22 protein-coding genes are annotated in these 17,912 nt (G+C 68.8%); 13 read left to right on the top strand and 9 right to left on the bottom strand.

Annotated elements, in window-relative coordinates:
- Positions 1-47 precede the first annotated feature (47 nt).
- The 9 genes from PKE84_RS12900 (at position 48) to PKE84_RS12860 (ending at position 6,627) form a co-directional block, all read left to right on the top strand.
- Positions 48-968: a metal ABC transporter solute-binding protein, Zn/Mn family gene (locus tag PKE84_RS12900; protein ID WP_271177654.1), complete on the top strand. Its 921-nt coding sequence runs from the start codon at positions 48-50 to the stop codon at positions 966-968.
- A 68-nt stretch (positions 969-1,036) separates the two neighbouring features.
- A complete protein-coding gene (locus PKE84_RS12895; protein WP_271177680.1) occupies positions 1,037-1,840 on the top strand; it encodes a metal ABC transporter ATP-binding protein in 804 nt (267 codons plus the stop codon).
- A complete protein-coding gene (locus PKE84_RS12890; RefSeq protein ID WP_271177653.1) occupies positions 1,837-2,718 on the top strand; it encodes a metal ABC transporter permease in 882 nt (293 codons plus the stop codon). The genes PKE84_RS12895 and PKE84_RS12890 overlap by 4 nt, the downstream gene beginning before the upstream one ends.
- Before the next feature lie 10 nt (positions 2,719-2,728).
- Positions 2,729-3,115 (top strand): Fur family transcriptional regulator, encoded by a 387-nt coding sequence (locus tag PKE84_RS12885; RefSeq protein ID WP_271177652.1) that lies wholly within the window; start codon positions 2,729-2,731, stop codon positions 3,113-3,115.
- 170 nt (positions 3,116-3,285) lie between these two features.
- On the top strand, positions 3,286-3,522 hold the full coding sequence (rpmB, locus tag PKE84_RS12880) for a 50S ribosomal protein L28 (RefSeq protein ID WP_055857759.1): 237 nt from the start codon (positions 3,286-3,288) through the stop codon (positions 3,520-3,522).
- A complete protein-coding gene (rpmG, locus tag PKE84_RS12875) occupies positions 3,522-3,689 on the top strand; it encodes a 50S ribosomal protein L33 (RefSeq protein WP_085367414.1) in 168 nt (55 codons plus the stop codon). Before rpmB ends, rpmG begins: the two co-directional genes overlap by 1 nt.
- A gap of 3 nt (positions 3,690-3,692) precedes the next feature.
- Complete coding sequence (rpsN, locus tag PKE84_RS12870) at positions 3,693-3,998, top strand: 30S ribosomal protein S14 (protein WP_271177651.1); 306 nt, start codon at positions 3,693-3,695, stop codon at positions 3,996-3,998.
- A gap of 234 nt (positions 3,999-4,232) precedes the next feature.
- Positions 4,233-4,520 (top strand): HU family DNA-binding protein, encoded by a 288-nt coding sequence (locus tag PKE84_RS12865; RefSeq protein ID WP_271177650.1) that lies wholly within the window; start codon positions 4,233-4,235, stop codon positions 4,518-4,520.
- Positions 4,521-4,716: 196 nt separating this feature from the next.
- Positions 4,717-6,627 (top strand): bifunctional copper resistance protein CopD/cytochrome c oxidase assembly protein, encoded by a 1,911-nt coding sequence (locus PKE84_RS12860; protein WP_373877144.1) that lies wholly within the window; start codon positions 4,717-4,719, stop codon positions 6,625-6,627.
- Positions 6,628-6,655: 28 nt separating this feature from the next.
- Here PKE84_RS12860 and PKE84_RS12855 read toward each other — a convergent pair whose 3' ends face one another.
- Entirely contained in the window at positions 6,656-7,729 is a 1,074-nt protein-coding gene (locus PKE84_RS12855) for a hypothetical protein (RefSeq protein ID WP_271177648.1), read from the bottom strand.
- A 92-nt stretch (positions 7,730-7,821) separates the two neighbouring features.
- Here PKE84_RS12855 and PKE84_RS12850 point away from each other — a divergent pair, with 92 nt between their 5' ends.
- The gene (locus PKE84_RS12850; protein WP_271177647.1) at positions 7,822-9,120 is read left to right on the top strand and encodes an ATP-dependent DNA helicase; all 1,299 of its coding nucleotides are present in this window, start codon (positions 7,822-7,824) and stop codon (positions 9,118-9,120) included.
- A gap of 61 nt (positions 9,121-9,181) precedes the next feature.
- Positions 9,182-9,535, top strand: coding sequence for an FHA domain-containing protein (locus tag PKE84_RS12845; RefSeq protein WP_271177646.1), 354 nt, complete (start codon positions 9,182-9,184; stop codon positions 9,533-9,535).
- Between the two features lie 131 nt (positions 9,536-9,666).
- Here PKE84_RS12845 and PKE84_RS12840 read toward each other — a convergent pair whose 3' ends face one another.
- The 4 genes from PKE84_RS12840 to PKE84_RS12825 form a co-directional block, all read right to left on the bottom strand.
- On the bottom strand, positions 9,667-10,314 hold the full coding sequence (locus PKE84_RS12840) for a biliverdin-producing heme oxygenase (RefSeq protein WP_271177645.1): 648 nt from the start codon (positions 10,312-10,314) through the stop codon (positions 9,667-9,669).
- Between the two features lie 277 nt (positions 10,315-10,591).
- Positions 10,592-11,149: a hypothetical protein gene (locus PKE84_RS12835; protein WP_271177644.1), complete on the bottom strand. Its 558-nt coding sequence runs from the start codon at positions 11,147-11,149 to the stop codon at positions 10,592-10,594.
- 42 nt (positions 11,150-11,191) lie between these two features.
- Positions 11,192-11,605, bottom strand: coding sequence for a DUF4383 domain-containing protein (locus PKE84_RS12830; protein WP_271177643.1), 414 nt, complete (start codon positions 11,603-11,605; stop codon positions 11,192-11,194).
- Between the two features lie 97 nt (positions 11,606-11,702).
- Entirely contained in the window at positions 11,703-11,996 is a 294-nt protein-coding gene (locus PKE84_RS12825; protein ID WP_271177642.1) for a DUF2470 domain-containing protein, read from the bottom strand.
- A gap of 103 nt (positions 11,997-12,099) precedes the next feature.
- Here PKE84_RS12825 and PKE84_RS12820 point away from each other — a divergent pair, with 103 nt between their 5' ends.
- Positions 12,100-13,392 (top strand): serine hydrolase domain-containing protein, encoded by a 1,293-nt coding sequence (locus PKE84_RS12820; protein WP_271177641.1) that lies wholly within the window; start codon positions 12,100-12,102, stop codon positions 13,390-13,392.
- 43 nt (positions 13,393-13,435) lie between these two features.
- Here the strand turns inward: PKE84_RS12820 and PKE84_RS12815 are convergent, their stop codons facing one another.
- The 4 genes from PKE84_RS12815 to PKE84_RS12800 are packed head-to-tail and all read right to left on the bottom strand — an operon-like array spanning position 13,436 to position 16,630.
- On the bottom strand, positions 13,436-13,819 hold the full coding sequence (locus tag PKE84_RS12815) for a flagellar assembly protein FliW (protein ID WP_271177640.1): 384 nt from the start codon (positions 13,817-13,819) through the stop codon (positions 13,436-13,438).
- Entirely contained in the window at positions 13,816-14,700 is an 885-nt protein-coding gene (gene flgL, locus PKE84_RS12810) for a flagellar hook-associated protein FlgL (RefSeq protein ID WP_271177639.1), read from the bottom strand. Before flgL ends, PKE84_RS12815 begins: the two co-directional genes overlap by 4 nt.
- A 2-nt stretch (positions 14,701-14,702) precedes the next feature.
- Positions 14,703-16,127: a flagellar hook-associated protein FlgK gene (gene flgK / locus PKE84_RS12805; protein ID WP_271177638.1), complete on the bottom strand. Its 1,425-nt coding sequence runs from the start codon at positions 16,125-16,127 to the stop codon at positions 14,703-14,705.
- A gap of 8 nt (positions 16,128-16,135) precedes the next feature.
- Positions 16,136-16,630, bottom strand: coding sequence for a flagellar protein FlgN (locus PKE84_RS12800; protein ID WP_271177637.1), 495 nt, complete (start codon positions 16,628-16,630; stop codon positions 16,136-16,138).
- 401 nt (positions 16,631-17,031) lie between these two features.
- Between PKE84_RS12800 and PKE84_RS12795 the strand changes: the two genes are divergently transcribed.
- Positions 17,032-17,847, top strand: coding sequence for a sigma-70 family RNA polymerase sigma factor (locus PKE84_RS12795; RefSeq protein WP_271177636.1), 816 nt, complete (start codon positions 17,032-17,034; stop codon positions 17,845-17,847).
- Positions 17,848-17,912: the final 65 nt, after the last annotated feature.

Below are 17,912 nucleotides of genomic sequence, written 5' to 3'. Positions count from 1 at the left end.
AGTGTGGCCGCAATCGGCCGTCCATCACGACTTAGACAGGTCCCCCCATGAAGACGCGCACCCTCGTCTCCACTCTCGCCCTCTCCGCCGCAGCCGCCGTGACGCTCGCGCTCGCCGGATGCTCGACCGGCTCCGCCGGCGCCTCGGGCGGTCGCACGTCCGACACGCTCTCGGTGGTCGCCAGCACCAATGTCTACGGCGACATCGGCCAGAGCATCGCCGGCGACGCCGTGACCGTCACCTCGATCATGTCCGACCCCGCGCAGGATCCGCACTCGTTCGAGGCGAGTGCCCAGAGCCAGCTCGCGATCTCGAAGGCCGACATCGTCATCGAGAACGGCGGAGGCTACGACGACTTCATGGACACCATGCTGGCCTCGTCGAAATCGAAGGCCACCGTGCTGAACGCGGTCGACATCTCCGGCAAGAAGGCTGTCGATGGGCAGCTGAACGAGCACGTCTGGTACGACTTCCCGACCATGCAGAAGCTCACCGACCGACTGGTCTCGGCGCTCACCGAGGCCGATCCCGCCCAGGCGACGACGTTCGCGAAGAATGGGCAGGCCTTCGCCGCCGAGCTCACCGCGCTCGAGGCCAGAACGGCGGAGTTGAAGAAGACGCACGCCGGCGAGGGCGCCGCCATCACCGAACCCGTGCCGCTCTACCTGCTCGAGGCGATCGGCCTGGTCGACAAGACCCCCGCCGCGTTCAGCGAGGCCATCGAGGCCGGCACCGACGTCTCCCCCGCCGTGCTCAAGAAGACCGTCGACCTGTTCGACAGCAAGGCCGTGAAACTGCTCGCCTACAATGAGCAGACCAGCGGGCCGGAGACCGAGAGAGTGCTCTCCGCCGCCAAGAAGGCCGGCGTAGCGATCGTGCCGGTGACAGAGACCCTCCCGAGCGGCAAGGACTACGACAGCTGGATGACGGGCAACATCGACGCCGTGGCGAAAGCCCTCGGCGCGTGACGACCAACCCGGGTGGTCCCGAAACCGAACCCCTCGATCGGGTCCCCGACCCGTCCGAGGGTCCGGTCGTGCTCAGCCTCCGCAACGCCGACCTCGGCTTCGGGGACCGCACGCTCTGGAGCGGGCTCGACCTCGACGTGCATGCCGGCGAGTTCGTCGCGGTGCTCGGGCCGAACGGTTCCGGCAAGACGAGCCTGCTGAAGACGATCCTGGGTCAGCAGCGGCTCGACGCGGGCACGATCGAGTTCGACGGGCATCCGGTTCGCCGCGGCGACCGCAGGATCGGCTACATCCCGCAGCAGAAGCTCATCTCCCCCGGTACCCCGATGCGCGCCCGCGACCTGGTGGCGCTCGGCGTGAACGGCCACCGCTGGGGGCTGCCGATCCCTTCGCGCTCCGACCGGGATCAGGTCGAACGGCTGATCGATGCCGTCGGCGCCCGCCGGTACGCGAACGCTGCGGTCGGGTCGCTGTCCGGCGGCGAGCAGCAACGCCTGCGGGTGGGGCAGGCGCTCGCCGGGGACCCGGCCCTCCTGCTCTGCGACGAGCCCCTCCTCTCGCTCGACCTGCAGCACCAGCGCGGGGTCAGCGAGCTCATCGACCGGCGCCGGCGCGACCATGGCAGCGCGGTGGTGTTCGTGACCCACGATGTGAACCCCGTGCTCGGGATGGTCGACAAGGTGCTCTACCTCGCCGGCGGCCGGTTCCGCGAGGGGACGCCGGAAGAGGTGCTGCGCAGCGACGTGCTGACCGACCTCTACGGCACTCCCGTCGACGTGATCCGCACCCACGGCCGCATCGTCGTGGTGGGCATCCCGGATGCGGAGACGCACGACCACGCCCACGACGACCACCGGGAGGCGGCACGATGATCGCCCACCTCGCCGACTCCCCCGATCTCTGGTCGCAGCTGTTCAATTTCGCCAACTACGGCGAACTGCTCGCGCTCGTGAAGAACTCGATCTTCGCGGGCGCCGTGCTCGGCATCGTCGGCGGACTGATCGGCGTCTTCGTGATGCAGCGCGACATGGCGTTCGCCGTGCACGGGATCAGCGAACTCTCGTTCGCCGGTGCCGCCGCCGCCCTGCTGTTCGGCGTGAATGTCGTGCTCGGCTCGCTCGCCGGATCGCTCATCGCGGCCATCCTGATCGGGATCCTCGGTGCCAAGGCGCGCGATCGCAACTCGATCATCGCCGTGCTGATGCCGTTCGGGCTCGGACTCGGCATCCTGTTCCTGGCCCTGTATCCGGGGCGCAGCGCGAACAAGTTCGGACTCCTCACCGGTCAGATCGTGTCGGTCGACGATCCGCAGCTCGGCTGGCTCATGGTGATCGGCGCCGTCGTCGTGGTCGGCCTGCTGCTGATGTGGCGCCCGCTCAGCTTCGACAGCCTGGATGCGGATGTCGCGGCCTCCCGCGGCGTACCGGTGCGTTTCGTCGCGCTGGCCTTCATGGTGCTGCTCGGGCTCGCGGTCGCGGTGTCGGTGCAGATCGTGGGCGCGCTGCTCGTGCTCTCCCTGCTCGTCACGCCGGCCGCCGCCGCGATGCGCATCTCGTCGTCGCCGCTGGCCGTGCCGCTGCTGAGTGTGGCGTTCGCGCTCGTCTCCGTGGTCGGCGGCATCATGCTCGCCCTCGGCGGGTCGCTGCCGATCAGCCCCTACGTCACCACGATCTCGTTCGTCATCTACGTCATCTGCCGGATCGTCGGAGCCCGTCAGGGTTCCCGGCGTCCCGTGAGGCTGGCGGGATAGCCTGGATGACGTGAAACGCAATACCTGGCAGCGAGAGGCCGTCCGCGAGGCTCTGACCTCGACGGAGGGCTTCATCAGCGCGCAAGGGCTTCACCTGAGCCTGCACGAGACGGGCTCCCCGATCGGCCTCGCGACCGTCTACCGGGCGCTCGCCGATCTCGCCGCGGAGGGCGACGCCGACTCCCTCCAGTCGCCCGACGGCGAGAGCCTCTACCGGGCGTGCACGACGGGTCACCACCATCACCTCATCTGCCGCAACTGCGGGCTCACGGTCGAGATCGAGGCGGATGCGGTGGAGCAGTGGGCGCAGGCAGCTGCGGCGTCGCACGGGTTCACGCAGGCGCAGCACGTCGTCGACGTGTTCGGGCTGTGCGCGAACTGCTCGCGCCCCGCCTGACGGCGTGATTGGCGCGGCGGCCATCCGTCGCGTAGTATTGATGTTTGGTCGAGTGGGCCTCTCCCACTTCGATCGTACGCAAACCCCCAACTCCTCGGATGACGGGCGTTGAGCGTGCCGACAAGTGACCTTGGGCGGAGCATTCGGCTCCGCGGTATTGGAGAACAGCAATGGCAGCAGTGTGCCAGGTGACTGGAGCCGTTCCCGGCTTCGGACACAACATTTCGCACTCGCACCGACGCACGAAGCGTCGTTTCGACCCGAACATCCAGAAGAAGACGTACTTTGTTCCGTCGCTTCGCCGTAACGTCACCCTGACCCTGAGCGCCAAGGGCATCAAGGTCATCGACGCCCGTGGCATCGAATCCGTGGTCAAGGACCTCCTGGCCCGTGGGGAGAAGATCTAATGGCAAAGCAGCAGGACGTCCGTCCGATCATCAAGCTTCGTTCGACGGCTGGAACCGGTTACACCTACGTGACCAAGAAGAACCGTCGCAACAACCCCGACCGTCTCGTGCTCAAGAAGTACGACCCCGTAGTGCGCAAGCACGTCGACTTCCGAGAGGAGCGCTAAGACATGGCTAAAACGTCCAAGATCGCCAAGAACGAGCAGCGCAAGGTAATCGTCGAGCGCTACGCCGCGAAGCGTGCCGAGCTCAAGAAGGCCCTCGTCGACCCGAACGGCACCGACGAGTCGCGCGAAGCGGCCCGCCTGGGCCTGCAGAAGCTCCCCCGCGACGCTTCGCCGATCCGCGTGCGCAACCGCGACGCCGTCGACGGCCGCCCGCGCGGAAACCTCAGCAAGTTCGGGATCTCGCGTGTCCGCTTCCGTGACATGGCACACCGTGGCGAGCTGCCCGGCATCACCAAGTCCAGCTGGTAATCAGCGCGACGAACACTCGTGAGGGGTGTCCGGCTTCGGCCGGGCACCCCTTCGTCGTACCCGAGTCTGTGGATTCATCGACCTAGTTGGCGAAAAACGCCGGGAATCCGCGTGTTCTCGCGGGATTCTGATACATTCGAGGCGGTCGAACCGACCAAACGTAACGGCCCGCGTGGCCTCAACCGTTCCACTAAGAAGCTGTAAAGACAGCACAAGGTCCGAGGAGGACACTCAATGGCTGACAAGTCGCTGAACAAGACCGAGCTCGTTGCCGCGATCGCCGCATCGTCGGGTCAGAGCCAGGCTGCCGTCGGTGGCGTGCTCGACGCATTCTTCGCCACCGTCGCGGAGACCGTCTCCAACGGTGGCAAGGTCACCATCCCGGGCTGGCTCGCCGCCGAGCGCACCGAGACCGCTGCCCGCACCGGCCGCAACCCGCAGACCGGCGCCGAGATCAACATCCCGGCCGGCCACCGCGTCAAGCTGACCGCTGGTTCGAAGCTCAAGGCTGCTGTCAAGTAGTCTCACCTGCTTCCTCGAGGGCGGTGCCGCGATTGCGGTGCCGCCCTCGTCGCATCCGCGTGATCCTCCCGCTCGGCCACGCGCATCGGGACCGGCTGTGTGCAGCCTCTCAGCGGCCTCGACGTAGGCTTGTCCGGTGCCCCGAATCGTCCGGATAGCCGGCCCAGCCGTGCTGCTGATCGTCGCCGTCCTCGCGATGGTCGCGGCACTCGCGTTCGGTGGTGGCGCGGCCGCCCCTCTGCTGGCCGATCCGGGCGCTCTCGTGCGCTGGGGCCTCCCCACGGCGACGCTCATCGTCAACCTGAGCGCGGCGGGCGCGATCGGCGCCCTCGTGCTCGCCTGCTTCGCGTTCAGCCCGGGCAAGCCCGAGTTCGGCGCCTCCCTCGATTTCGCCGCCGGCTCCGCCGCCGTCATGACCGTCGCGTCCGCGGTGACCGGTCTCTTCACCTTCGTCAGCGCCTCCAATGTGCCGCTGTCGTTCGACGCGACGTTCACCAACGGCCTGAGCTCGTTCATCACGAGCGTGTCACTCGGGCAGGCCTGGCTGGGCATCACGCTCATCGCCGCCGCGGTGACCGTGCTCTGCTTCGCGGTGCGCAACCACACCGCACTCATCTTCGTCACCGCGCTCGCCATCGCCTCGATCATCCCGATGGCGCAGCAGGGCCACAGCGCGGATGCCGCCGGCCACGACGCCGCGGTGACCTCCTTCGGTCTCCACGTGCTGTTCGCAGCCATCTGGCTGGGTGGTCTGGTCACGATGATCGTCCTCCGCCGCCGCTTCGAGGGCGGGCGGCTCGTCACGGTGCTGGAGCGCTACTCGACGCTGGCGCTGATCGCGTTCATCGTGGTGGCAGCATCCGGTTATGTCAACGCCGAGTTGCGCGTCGGCACTCTCGCGCAGCTCGCCACGCCGTACGGCATCCTGGTGCTGATCAAGGTGGCGGCCTTGGGGGCGCTCGGCCTGTTCGGCGTGCTGCAGCGCCGCTACCTCATCGGGCGGCTCTCCGCCGGCGGATCCCGCAGCGCGTTCTGGTGGCTGGTGACTGCCGAGCTCGCTTTCATGGGGATCGCCTCCGGTGTGGCGGCCGCCCTCGCCCGCACCGCGACGCCGGTCGCCGAGAAGCTCGGCACCACTCCGACCCCGGCGGAGATCCTCACTGGGGAGAAGCTGCCGCCCGAACTCACCTGGGGCCGGCTCGTCACGAGCTGGAACTTCGACCTGCTGTGGGTGCTCGGCTGCGCCTTCGCCGCCTTCTTCTACCTGGCCGGAGTGTGGCGCCTGCGCAAGCGAGGCGACCGCTGGCCGATCCACCGCACGATCCTCTGGCTGGCCGGCCTCGTGCTGCTGTTCTACATCACGTCCGGCGGCATCAACGTGTACGAGAAGTACCTCTTCTCGACCCACATGCTGGCGCACATGGTGCTCACCATGATGGTGCCGCTGCTGCTGGTTCCCGGTGCGCCCGTGACGCTCGCCGTGCGGGCCATCCGCAAGCGGAACGACGGCTCGCGCGGCGGCCGGGAGTGGATCCTGCTTGCGGTGCACTCGCGCTTCGCCGCGGTCATCTCGAACCCGATCGTGGCCGCCGTGCTGTTCGCGGGCTCGCTCTGGGCCTTCTACTACACGCCGCTCTTCCGCTGGGCGACAACGGATCACATCGGGCACGAGTGGATGATCGTGCACTTCTTGATCACGGGCTACCTGTTCGTGCAGTCGCTGATCGGCATCGACCCGGTCAAGTACCGGCTGGCGTATCCGTTCCGGCTGATCCTCCTGCTCGGAACCATGGCGTTCCATGCGTTCTTCGGACTCTCGATCATGACCACCCAGGGGCTGCTGCTCGCCGACTGGTTCGGCTCGATGGGCCGCACCTGGGGCGCGCTGCCGCTCGTCGACCAGCAGACCGGCGGAGGGATCGCCTGGAGCGTCGGCGAGATCCCCACGGTCATCCTGGCGATCATCGTGGCCGTGCAGTGGGGCAGGAACGACGACCGCGAGACCAAGCGCCGCGATCGCAACGCCGACCGCACCGGTGAGGCCGAGCTCAACGCGTACAACGAGCGCCTCGCCAAGCTGGCGACGCGCGACGGCGCCTCCCGCTAGCCGGCGGCTGCGGCCGCGCTCGCGGCGGTCAGTCCGCCACGGTGATGTCGAGGCCGCCGTCGTCGCGGATGGTGATCGTCGAGAGCGAGACGGCGAACGGCTCGTCGCTCTCCCGTTTCGTCACCGTCCCGTCGAACAGGGACTGCACCGTCACCGAGAGGTGGGCGATCCCCTGACTGTCGGGCATCATCCAGCCGCGCTCCCCCGCCGTGATCGTCACCGGTGGGTACTTCACGATCTTCCACGTCGGCACGCCCTCGACCCGATCGTCGATCACGACGCCGAACGGGCATCCGGTCGGCTGCAGCACGTGCTGCTCGGCGCAGCCGTCGAGGTAGGCGTCGAGCTGCTTCTCGGTCTTCTCGACGAACGCGGCGTTCGGCTGGGCCACCACGCTCACCTCGACCTGTCTGCCCGGCATGCGTGCGGTGAGGGTGACCGGCTTCGCCTCGGTGTACTGGTCGCTGTGGCCGAGCGAATACACGGCCGGCGCGAAGACCAGGTAGTCGGCCGCGACGCTGAAGGCGTCGGGAGGCAGGTCTGCGGCGGCGCGCGGCTCGAGCGTGTGGCCGCCGACGGTGAACGTGTCGGCGTGCTCGACGGTGATGCGAGCCACCGTGAGCGGCGTCGCGGCGAAGCGCCAGGTGGGGAGCAGACCGAGAACGGCGCCTGTCTGACGAACGCTGAAGCGCGCGGCGACCGGGTGCCCGTCGGCCTTCGCCTGCACCGCGACCAGGTGCTCCCCCGTGCCGAGGTCGTCGTCGGAGACGATCCGGATGCCCGTCAGCGACGGCAGCACGTCGGACCGGAGCAGTTCGCGGGAGGGCGCGCTCGGCAGACCCTGGGCGCGGAGGGAGGGGGCCGTGGGGTCGGCGCCCGGCATGGACAGGGCGGCGTTCACGTCGTGATCGGCGAGGGAGTCCAGGTAGGCCGAGACGAAACCGCCGGCGCTGTACGGGCCGCGTTGCAGCGCACCGACCGCCGCGAAGAACGCGAGCAGGAGAAGAACGGCGATGCCGGACCAGAGGAGGGCGACGCGGGTGCGCGGCGACAGGGCGGCGAGGGGATGTGCCGGCGAACCGTCCGTCTCATCCCCACCCATGAGGCCATCCTATGGTCCTGTGGACAATGGCCTCCGGCATCCGTGAGCGGGTTAGAGTAGTTCGGCTACGTCGTGCGAACGAAGGGACTCGGATGGGCCGCCTCACCCTCTCGCCCGAGCAGCAGGCGGTGTTCGAACTGATCGAGAACACCCGTGAGCACGTCTTCGTGACCGGCCGCGCCGGCACCGGAAAATCGACGCTGCTCAACCATCTCGCGTGGAACACCGAGAAGTCCCTCGTGATCAGCGCACCGACCGGCGTCGCGGCGCTGAACGTCGGCGGCCAGACCATCCACTCGCTGTTCCGGCTGCCGATCGGCGTCATCGCCGACCACGACATCGAGCAGAGCGCGGAACTGCGCAAGCTCCTCAACAGCATCGACACCCTGGTCATCGACGAGGTCTCGATGGTGAACGCCGACCTGATGGATGCGATCGACCGCAGCCTGCGTCAGGCGAGGCAGCGACCGAAGGAGCCCTTCGGCGGGGCGCAGATCGTGCTGTTCGGCGACCCGTACCAACTCGCACCGGTTCCCGGCGACCCCGAGGAGCGGGCCTACTTCGGCGACAACTACCGGTCGATGTGGTTCTTCGACGCCCGCATCTGGCTGGAAGCCGACCTGAAGATCGTGGAGCTGGTGGAGATCCACCGGCAGCACGAGTCCGACTTCAAGTACATGCTGAACGCCGTGCGGCACGGTCAGGTCACCAAGGAGATCGCCGACCGCCTCAACGAGATGGGGGCGCGGCCGGCGCCGAGCGACGGCACCATCACGTTGGCGAGCCGCAACGACGCGGTGAACCGCATCAACGCCCAGGCGCTCGAACGGCTGCCCGGCCGCGCGCTCACGGCCAAGGCCGAGGTCAGCGGCGATTTCGGCGGCCGCGCCTATCCGGCAGACGAGACGCTCGAGCTCAAGGTGGGGGCGCAGGTGATGTTCCTGCGCAACGATGTCGGTCAGGGCGGAGACGGCCCCCGCTGGGTGAACGGCACGATCGGCACGGTGACGCGCATCGACTCGAACGTGTACGTCGACGTCGACGGTGAGATCCACGAGGTCGAGCCGGCGATCTGGGAGAAGTTCAAGTACTCGTACTCCCCCGCCACCAAGAAGCTGACCAAAGACGTCGTCGCCGAGTTCACGCAGTTCCCGCTGCGGCTGGCCTGGGCGGTGACCATCCACAAGTCGCAGGGCAAGACCTACGACTCGGCGATCGTCGACCTCGGCACCCGCGCGTTCAGCCCCGGCCAGACCTACGTGGCGCTCAGCCGCATCACGTCGCTCGACGGGCTCTACCTGTCGCGCCCGTTGCGTCCGAGCGACATCATGGTCGACCCCGACGTCGAGCGCTTCATGCGCACCCGGCCGCGCACGCCCAGCCTGCCCTGACCTCGTGCCCTGACCTCGTGCCCGGATTCGCCCTGACCTCATACCCGGATTGGAGAAGCACATGGCGGTGACGTTCATCCTCGACTTCAGTGACGGCCAGCACATCGAGACCTCCGGCAACGGCGTGATCGGCCGCAATCCCGCGGTGCACACGCCGGGCACCGAACTCGACGACCCGGCTCACGTGCAGCTGATCGAGATCGCGGACGAGACCAAGTCGGTCTCTCGCGCGCACCTCGCCTTCGGGCAGTACGACGGGCTGTTCTGGGTGCTCGACCTCGGATCGGCCAACGGCACCACGATCGTCTACCCGGGCGACGGCGCCTACTCCTGCGACCCGAACGTGCGGCACGAGGTCGATCCGGGCTCCGTCGTGAAGTTCGGCAAAGCCTCGTTCGCCCTCACCACCCGCTGACGCGGGCTCTTTTCGTCGGGGGCGCTTCGTTGAGGGGCGGCAAAGTCAGCTAAACACGCCGTAGGGACCTGCATTTGCCGCCCCTCAACGAAACGGGGACGGGGCCGGGAGCGGGCCGGGCGGGGAGCGGGCTAGGCGGCGGCTTTGGCGGCGGCGAGGTCTTCGAACAGCCCCGTGTTGAAGCGGTACGCGAGCATGACCTCGTCGATGACCCGCTCGCGCTCGGCGTCGTCCCAGTCCACTGCGTCGAGCTGCGCCCGGTAGACATCCTTGAACTCGCGGGGTTTTGCGATCTCGGCGAACAGGTAGAAGCCGACACCGTTCGTCTCGAACCCGAACTGCCGCTGCATCAGGGTGCGGATGATCTGCCCGCCGGAGAGGTCGCCGAGGTAGCGGGTGTAGTGGTGCGCGATGAAGCCGCCCGGCCACGACTCCCCCACCTCCCGGATGCGCGCGACATAGCGCTCGGTGGTGGGCAGTGGTGCGACGCGATCCCGCCAGTCGCCGCCCAGCAGGAACTCCAGGTCGGACTCGATCGCCGGCAGCCGCGTGAGCTTGGGGGTGATGAACACGGATGCGACCGGATCGGCGAGCATCCGGGTCGCTGCCGTCTCGAGCGCGTCGTAGATGAAGTAGTGCTGAGCGACCAGGGAGATGTAGTCGTCGCGGGTGCCCTTGCCGATCATGAGGTTCTGCATGAAATCGGCGCCCTCGCTCGACCCGTGGTCGGGGCGGGTGCGCTCGCGCAACGCCTGCGAGAAGGGGATGATATCGGCCACGATGCTCCTGAGGTCGAAAGGTCGACGGCCCGATTTAGGGTTACCTAAGTTTAGGGGAGCGGTGGCGACGGCGGAACCCGCGGCCAGAAGGTTGCCAGGAAGGTCTGGCGCGCCCGCAATTCCGGAACCTCGGGCCGACACGCCGCCGGTGAACGCACAACTCCGGAACGGCGGCCGCGAGGCGGCAGAAGTTCCGGAGTTGCGGAGGGGAGGGCGGCGACACGGATGGTCGGCCGCCGCGGATCGGAGCGGAGCCGCAGATCCGGGCGGCTGCGGGTCAGTGGTGGCCGCTGTGCTGCAGATGCACGCTGACCGCGGAGAGGCCGGCGCTCGTGAGGCCGAGGGCCGGGATGGTCACCCCGGAGACGACCGCGGCGCTGACGAGCAGCGTCAGCACGAACCGGACGGCACCCGAGTCACGCGCGGGCCGGCGGCGTCGGAGCACGACGGCCACCGTCGCGGCGACCGCGAGATCGAGGCCGGATGCGACGGCGAGGGGGAGGGGCTGCAGCGCGAGGATCGTGCCGGTGCCCGTTGCGGCCCCGGCGGAGGCGACGGCAGCCCACAGCGCGACGGGGAGGAGCGCGAGGTAGAGGGACGCCTGCAGCAGGGGCGGGCGCTCCCGGGCGAAGGTCGCCGCCGCCCAGGTGAGCTCCGCGGCCCCGATCGCCACGAGGACGATCAGGGCCGGGAGGGGTGCGCTCGGGGCGAGAGCTGCGTGAAGCAGTCCCGCCCCGAGCGCGGCCACGGCGAGCCAGGCCCGGGTGGCCGGGGCGACGGACGTCACCGTCGGCATCGGCTCGGTCCGCTCAGCGCCGGTCACTGTTCCGGACATCCCCACAGAAGTCCCCATCAGTGTTCTCGCCATGGCAGTCGGTCAGGCGACGGCCGAGTTCGCGCGCACGGTTCGCTCGGCGCCGAGACCGACACCGAGGAGCACGATCGCGCTCACGAGGTGCAGGAAGTGGTCGGGGGTGTTCAGTGCGAGGATGTTCGCCCCGGTGCCGACCAGGAAGAATCCGACGATGCCGAGCAGCAGGTAGACGGCGCCGACGGTGGTGTTGACCGCCTTGGCCGCTGCGACCCGCGTGAGTCCGGCGATCAGCAGGGCCGCGCCGATCAGCAGGTGGGCGATGTTGTGGAGCGGGTTGACCTCGAAGATGCCGAGGATCAGTCCGCCCTTGGTCGCGACGAAGCCGACGCCGCCCGTGTAGGCGAAGCCGAGCAGTCCGACGACCAGATAGACCGCGCCGAAGATCGTGGCGACCAGGCGGTTCGGTGATGTGCGCATTTCGTTCCTCCTAGTGGAAACACACGGCGTGCGCCGTGTTCTCTCAGTGTTCGGAAGCCCGCGCGGAACGGATTGGTCGGTGGTCGCCGCGTCGCCGCTACCCCTGTTCGGTACGCGGTTCGACGCCGAGTACGGCGCACGACGCACGGTAGAGGAGCACCACGGCGCGCCGGATGTCCGCCCGCTCGGTCACCGGGACGGTCCACGGGATGCGCAGCTCCTCTCCGCCGGCCACGCGCCAGACCCCGCCGGCCGTGTCGAACGCGGTCATCTCCGCATCCGAGGCATCCGGTGCGCCGTTCGCCCGCACGATGACGACGTTGTCGTCGCGATGGTCCGTGTTCATGTGGCGCAGGACCGCGTCGACGATCTCCCGGCTGAAGTTCTCCATGGCGACGATCGTATGTCGCGGTCCTGGCGCGCGGTCCAGGCCGCCCTCGACCGGGAGGTTAGAATCCTTGGACAGCGCACCACGAACCATCGGGGGATGGAACATGCAACGACGACCGAGCGGGGTCCGGCGGGTCACCGTCGTCGGTTTGGCGAGCGCTCTCGTCCTGCTCCTCGCCGCCTGCACCCCGTACGCGAGCGGCACAGCGCGCGTCCCCGACCAGGTGGCCGGAGGCTTCTCGTCCGACGTGACGGCCAAGCTCACCGACGCCGTCACCGACGCCGTGAAGCAGTCCGGGTCGACGGCGGCCATGGTGGGCGTCTGGGCGCCGTGGGCCGGCAGCTGGACTGCCGGGATCGGCACGACCGCGGTCAAGGGCACGACGCCGGTCACGCCGAACATGGGCTTCCGGATCGCCGAGAACACGATGCCGATGACCTGCTCGGTGCTGCTCTCGATGGTCGACGACGGAAAGGTGGAGCTCGACGATCCCGTCACCAAGTACGTGCCGGGCTTCGTGGGCGTCTCGGGAGTCACCCTGCGCGAGCTGTGTCAGCACACCTCCGGAATCGGCGACTACGTTCCCCAGCTGCGCGCGAACTTCATCGCCAACCCCACCCGTGAGTGGCCGGCGCTCGAGCTGGTGAGCGACGGACTCGCCACCAAGCCGTACGGCACGCCGGGTCAGAAGTTCGGGCAGTCGTCCGCCGGCTACATTCTGCTGGGCATGGCCCTGCAGAACGCCGCGGGAAAGAGCTGGAAAGACCTCTACGCACAGTACGTCTTCAACCGCCTCGGGATGAACTCGAGTTCGTTCCCCGCCTCAGGCGACCTGACCGTTCCCGGCCCGCATCCGGCCGGTTACCAGAGCCCGCTGAACGGCGCGGGGCAGCCCCTCTGCACCCAGCCGGTGACGGACGTCAGCATGTTGTCCCCGTCGATGGGGTGGACGGCCGGGGGAGTCATCTCGAATGTCCCCGATCTCAAGAGCTTCGTGCAGGCGCTCGCCAGCGGCTCGCTGCTCACCGAGAAGAGCGCGGCTGAGCAGGACAAGAGCCTGGCGATCGGCTCGCAGTGGCACCGTTACGGGCTCGGGATGCTGCAGCTCGGTCCGTTGCGCGGAAGCGTCGGAGCGATGCCGGGCTCCCTTTCTGCGATGTTCAGCGACCCGAGCTCCGGCCTGACGATCGTGGTTGCGCTCAACAACTCGACCCCGGGCCCCGGCTATGTGCAGGCCCTCGCCCAACGGCTCGCCTCGATCGTCGCCAAGGTGCCGGCCAAGAAGGCGGGTGCGAAGGTCGTCGCGAGCCTCCCGTGGTCGGAGAAGCAGCAGGTGGCCCTACTGGCCACCTACGCGCCGTGCGCGCCGAAGGCGGCGCCGGCGAAGAAGAAGTAGCGCCGGCGAAGAAGAAGTAGCGCGGGCGAAGAAGGGGTGCCGGCTAGGCCCGGGCGAGCGAGGCGAGTTCGGCGCGCACGGGGAACGAGTCGTCCTCGAGCACGAGCTGCAGACTCGCGCCGGTGGCGCGGTTGACCAGCACCGGAGCCAGCAGGTTGACCGTGCTGCCCTCGTGCGACGGATTCACGACGACGAGGGCGAGCACCTCATCGGCGCTCGTCACGCCGAGTTCGGCGGCACGGTCATCCGGCAGCTCGGGGGAGTAGCCGGGGAGGTGCGTGCCCGCGTCGATCGCGAAGATGCGGATCTCGGGACGCTCGACGGCCTGCAGCGTGTACAGACCGGCCGCCCCGGCGACGGGCGTGAGCTCGAACTCGCTCAGCGGCTCGAGTCCGGGAGGGGGCGTGAGGAAGGTCAGAGCGCTCATCGGAGGAAGTCCATCAGGGTCGGCTGGAGTACGCGTGCGGTGACGGCGAGGGCGGTCTGGTAGTTGACGTCCTGCGTCTTGAGGTCGAGGAGCACCTTGCTGAGGTCGACGTCTTCGAGGGAGGAGCGCTGCGCCTCGAGGGAGTTGCCGGCGACGGCGAGGGTGTCCTTCGCCTTGTCGATGCGGGTCTGACGGCCGCCGATCTCTGCGTGCTCTCCCACGATTGCCTTCGTCCGGTCGTCGATCTCAGTGAGTCTCGGTCCCACGTTGACCCCGGTGCGCAGGTCGTTGACCGTGTTGTCGATGAGAGCGAAGACCGAGGTCGCGCCGCTTCCGAAGACCGCGGCGCCGTCGGCATCCACCCGCACTGTCGTATCGGGCCCGATTCTGCGTTCGACTGTACTCCCGGCGACCCCTGTGTAGCTGTAGTCGGGCTGGAACGCGACACCGGCGCTCGAGTTGCCGGCGAAGACCGTGCGGCCGAGGTAGGTCGTGTTGGCGGCCGAGAGCAGGCTCTTCTTGAGGCCGTCGAGTTCGGTGGCGATCGCCTCCTTGGCCTCGGGGGAGAGTGCGCCGTCGTTGGCGCCCTGCACCGTGAGGTCGCGGACGCGCCCCATGATGCTCTCGACCGAGGTGAGCGTCGAGTCGGCCGTTGTCAGCCAGGCGTCGCCGTTGTCGGCGTTGCGGGCGTACTGGCTCGTCGCAGCGGCGTCGGAGCGGATGTTGAGCGCGCTCGCCGTGGCCGTCGGGTCGTCCGACGGCTTGGTGATCTGCCGGCGGCTCGTCGCCTGGTCGTACAGCGCGGTCTGCCGTTGCAGGTTCGACTGCAGTGCGTGCTGTGCGCTGAGTGCCTGTGTGGCATTGGTGACGCGGGTGAACACGGTTACCTCCCGACCAATCCGGTGTGGTTGATGAGCACGTCGAGAGCTTCGTCGACGGCGGTCATGACGCGGGCGGCGCCCTGGTACGCGTGCTGGAAGGCCAGCAGGTTCATGTTCTCCTCGTCGAGGTCGACGGAGGAGTTCGAGAGCTGAGCACTGGTGGCCGCCGAGGACGCCAGATCGGCGAGATCAGACTGCTGTCCCTCCGTCTTGCTCGCGACGCCGACGCGCACCACGAAGGCGGCCCACTGCTTGTCGACGGCATCCGGTCCCGTGCCCAGCTGGGCGATCGCGTCGGCGATGCTGCCGTCGCTGCCGCCTGCCCCGGGCGTGCCGGTGGCGATCTGGCTCACGGAGGTCGGCACCACCGACAGGCCGAGCGCGGCCGGCTGGGTGGCGTCGATGGCGAAGAAGTCGAGCCCGGTCGTGCCGCCCGGGGTGGAACCGGTGCGGTGCACGTCGTTGACCTTCTGTGCGAGGGTCACGGCGAACGCGTTGTAGCTGGCCGCCGCCTCGGCGAGCACGCCGCCGGTTCCGGATGCGTCAGCCGGCGCGAGCGTCGACAGCGCACCCGAGATGGCGCCGCCCTCCATGGCGATCGCCGAACCGGGCCGGTGGGCCCACTCGAGTCGCACGGGGTCGCCGGTCGCGTCGCCGAGGCGACGGGCGCCTGCGGCCTGTACGGCGTTCGCCGTCGTGCCGCTGACCAGCGCGTTGCCGCCGACCAGCACATCCACGGTGCCGTCGTCGAGAGGGCGGACGACGCCGCCCGCGAGGTTGGCGATCTTCGTGGTGAGGAGGTCGCGGCGGTCCATCAGCTCATTGGCGTTGCCGCCGGCGGCGAGGGTCGACCGGATTCGGCCGTTCAGGTCAGCCACCTCGGTCGCAGCCTGGTTGAGGTCGCCGACCATGCCGTCGACGTTCGTGCGCAGGGCGGTCCACTGGTCGTCGACGGCCCGATAGCCCTGCTGCAGCTGGGTGACGAGCGACCCGGCCTGGCCGAGCAGCACGCCGGCCGGCGCCTGCTCACCCGCCTGGTTCGCGACGTCGTGCCACGCGGCCCAGAACTTCTGCAGCTGGGTCGAGAGGCCGTTGGTCCCCGGCTCGTTGAGCGAGGCCTCGAGCGTGGCGAGCGCGGTCGCGCGTGTTCCGGAGTAGCCGGAGAGGGCGGTGGTGCTGCGCACGCGGGCGTCGAGCGTCGAATCGTCGAGACGCTGGATGCCGTCGACGCTCACGCCCTGGCCGGGGCGGACGCCGCCGCTGAACAGGCCTGCCGTGTTGAGGGCGGGGACACCGGAGGTCGTCACCCGCTGGCGGGTGTAGCCGGCGGTGCCTGCGTTGGCGATGTTCTGGCCGACGACGTCGAGTCCGGCCTTGGCCGCCACGAGACCGGTGTACGCCGTGTTGAGGCCGCTGAAGGTGCTCATCCGGGTCCTTACGCTTCGGTGTCGAAAAGGCGGGCGCCGGACGTTCCGGGACGGCTCTCGCCGCTTGCGCCGTAGATGCCGGGGTCGCCGGCCGCGCCGGAGAGGCCGCTCAGCGTCTCCTGGGTCGAGCGGGCCGCGTCGCGCAGCAGGCGTTCGTTGGTGTCGCGCACCTCGGCGATCTGCGCGGTGAGCTCGGTCATCGCGATCAGGTGCGAGGCGAAGATGTCGGACCAGATGCCGTCGGGGGCGGCGGCAGCGAGCTCGCGCAGGCTGGAGTCGGGGCTGATGCCCCACTCGTCGGCGAGCGAGGCGACCTCTACGGTGCGGGCGAGGCCGACGGCGCGCATGCGCTCCATGACCTGCTCGACCTCGCGGGTGGCGTGCGAGATCCAGCGCGACTTGCCGGCGGTCAACAGCAGCTGCTCCTCCTCGAGCTTGAACAGGAGCAGCTCGAGCAGCTCGCGTTCCCTCCAGAGTTGCGCTGACAGTTCGCTCGCGGCCATGTCGCTACCAACTTCCTCGTGAGTCGAAGTGCGCACCTGGTCCCCTCGGGTTCTCAGCGGGCGGATCACCCGCCGTCAGGAAACACCATCGGCACCGTCAAGGCCGATGTTAGGACTCGGCGACAGTGAAATGCCTGAATCGCGTATCGCTTTTCACAGGGAGACCTCCATTCCCCGTACTGGGGGTAGGCGCAGCCCCGTAGTGGGGGCAATTAATACAAGCTTTCCGCGGTGGTCCGTTGTTACCGTGAACACCGAGAAAGACCCCTAGCGCCTGTTCGGTACCCGACCATGACCGAGCATCCACAGCACCGCCCGAGAAACAAAGCACCACTAGCCCCCGAACACCCATCGGAGGTCGGTGCCGTGTACTCAAGCAGATAAAGACAGGGGTCGCCCGCGTGAACCGGAACGAACGCAACACGCTCGTCGTCGAGAACCTGCCGCTCGTCGGCTATCTGGTCTCCGACTTGTGCGCACGCGCCACCCATCTCTCGCGCGACGATCTCGCCTCGGCCGGGGCCCTCGCCCTGGTGACCGCGGCGACCGCGTACGACCCGACCCTCGGCATCCCGTTCGGCGCCTACGCCCGCACCCGCATCGTCGGCGCCTTCGCCGACGAGATGCGCGCCAGCGACTGGGCGACGCGGTCGGCCCGCAAGCGCATCAAAGAGACGATGAGCGTGCAGGAGAGCCTGACCGCAGCGCTCGGCCGCACCCCGAGCGTGGACGAGCTGGCGAACGCACTCGGCGTCGACCGCGAGACGGCGGCCGCGGGGCTGTCGGACGCGGCTCGCACCGTGACCACCATCGACGAGACCACCGAATCGTTCCTGGTGGCCGACACCGTCTCGCCCGAGGACTCGCTGCTGGCCGGCGAGCAGACCGCGTACGTGCGGGCGGCGGTCGAGGCCCTCCCGGAGCGGATGCGCTACGTCGTGCAGGCGATCTACTTCGACGACCGCACGGTCACCGAGGTCGCGGAGGAACTGGGCATCACGCACTCCGCGGTGTCCCAGCAGCGGTCGGAGGCCATCCGGTTGATGCGCGAGGGTATGGCGACGCACTACGCCGACGAGGGCGACCCCGAGATCATCGAGGCCAAGACCTCGCAGGCCCGCCGCAGCGCCTACCTGGCGCGCCTCGCACAGCACGCCGTCGCCAACGTCGCCCGCCTCTCTCCCCCCACCCAGTCGTCGGCCCGCAGCGCATCCTGAACCGCGTCCTGATCCGGATGCCTAACGGGATGCGCAACTCGGCCGATAGATCCCAATGTCGCCCA

Source organism: Leifsonia poae (genome assembly GCF_027921845.1).
Classification (GTDB): Bacteria; Actinomycetota; Actinomycetes; order Actinomycetales; family Microbacteriaceae; genus Leifsonia; species Leifsonia poae.
The sequence above is the reverse complement of the archived record's forward strand: the minus strand, read 5'-3'. Positions and strand labels throughout refer to the sequence as shown.

Coding starts and splice junctions, on each gene's coding strand:
- PKE84_RS12900 (WP_271177654.1), top strand. CDS start 48: ATGAAGACGCGCACCCTCGTCTCCACTCTCGCCCTCTCCGCCGCAGCC.
- PKE84_RS12890 (WP_271177653.1), top strand. CDS start 1,837: ATGATCGCCCACCTCGCCGACTCCCCCGATCTCTGGTCGCAGCTGTTC.
- rpmB (WP_055857759.1), top strand. CDS start 3,286: ATGGCAGCAGTGTGCCAGGTGACTGGAGCCGTTCCCGGCTTCGGACAC.
- rpmG (WP_085367414.1), top strand. CDS start 3,522: ATGGCAAAGCAGCAGGACGTCCGTCCGATCATCAAGCTTCGTTCGACG.
- rpsN (WP_271177651.1), top strand. CDS start 3,693: ATGGCTAAAACGTCCAAGATCGCCAAGAACGAGCAGCGCAAGGTAATC.
- PKE84_RS12865 (WP_271177650.1), top strand. CDS start 4,233: ATGGCTGACAAGTCGCTGAACAAGACCGAGCTCGTTGCCGCGATCGCC.
- PKE84_RS12860 (WP_373877144.1), top strand. CDS start 4,717: ATGGTCGCGGCACTCGCGTTCGGTGGTGGCGCGGCCGCCCCTCTGCTG.
- PKE84_RS12855 (WP_271177648.1), bottom strand. CDS start 7,729: ATGGGTGGGGATGAGACGGACGGTTCGCCGGCACATCCCCTCGCCGCC.
- PKE84_RS12850 (WP_271177647.1), top strand. CDS start 7,822: ATGGGCCGCCTCACCCTCTCGCCCGAGCAGCAGGCGGTGTTCGAACTG.
- PKE84_RS12845 (WP_271177646.1), top strand. CDS start 9,182: ATGGCGGTGACGTTCATCCTCGACTTCAGTGACGGCCAGCACATCGAG.
- PKE84_RS12835 (WP_271177644.1), bottom strand. CDS start 11,149: ATGTCCGGAACAGTGACCGGCGCTGAGCGGACCGAGCCGATGCCGACG.
- PKE84_RS12830 (WP_271177643.1), bottom strand. CDS start 11,605: ATGCGCACATCACCGAACCGCCTGGTCGCCACGATCTTCGGCGCGGTC.
- PKE84_RS12825 (WP_271177642.1), bottom strand. CDS start 11,996: ATGGAGAACTTCAGCCGGGAGATCGTCGACGCGGTCCTGCGCCACATG.
- PKE84_RS12820 (WP_271177641.1), top strand. CDS start 12,100: ATGCAACGACGACCGAGCGGGGTCCGGCGGGTCACCGTCGTCGGTTTG.
- PKE84_RS12815 (WP_271177640.1), bottom strand. CDS start 13,819: ATGAGCGCTCTGACCTTCCTCACGCCCCCTCCCGGACTCGAGCCGCTG.
- flgK (WP_271177638.1), bottom strand. CDS start 16,127: ATGAGCACCTTCAGCGGCCTCAACACGGCGTACACCGGTCTCGTGGCG.
- PKE84_RS12800 (WP_271177637.1), bottom strand. CDS start 16,630: ATGGCCGCGAGCGAACTGTCAGCGCAACTCTGGAGGGAACGCGAGCTG.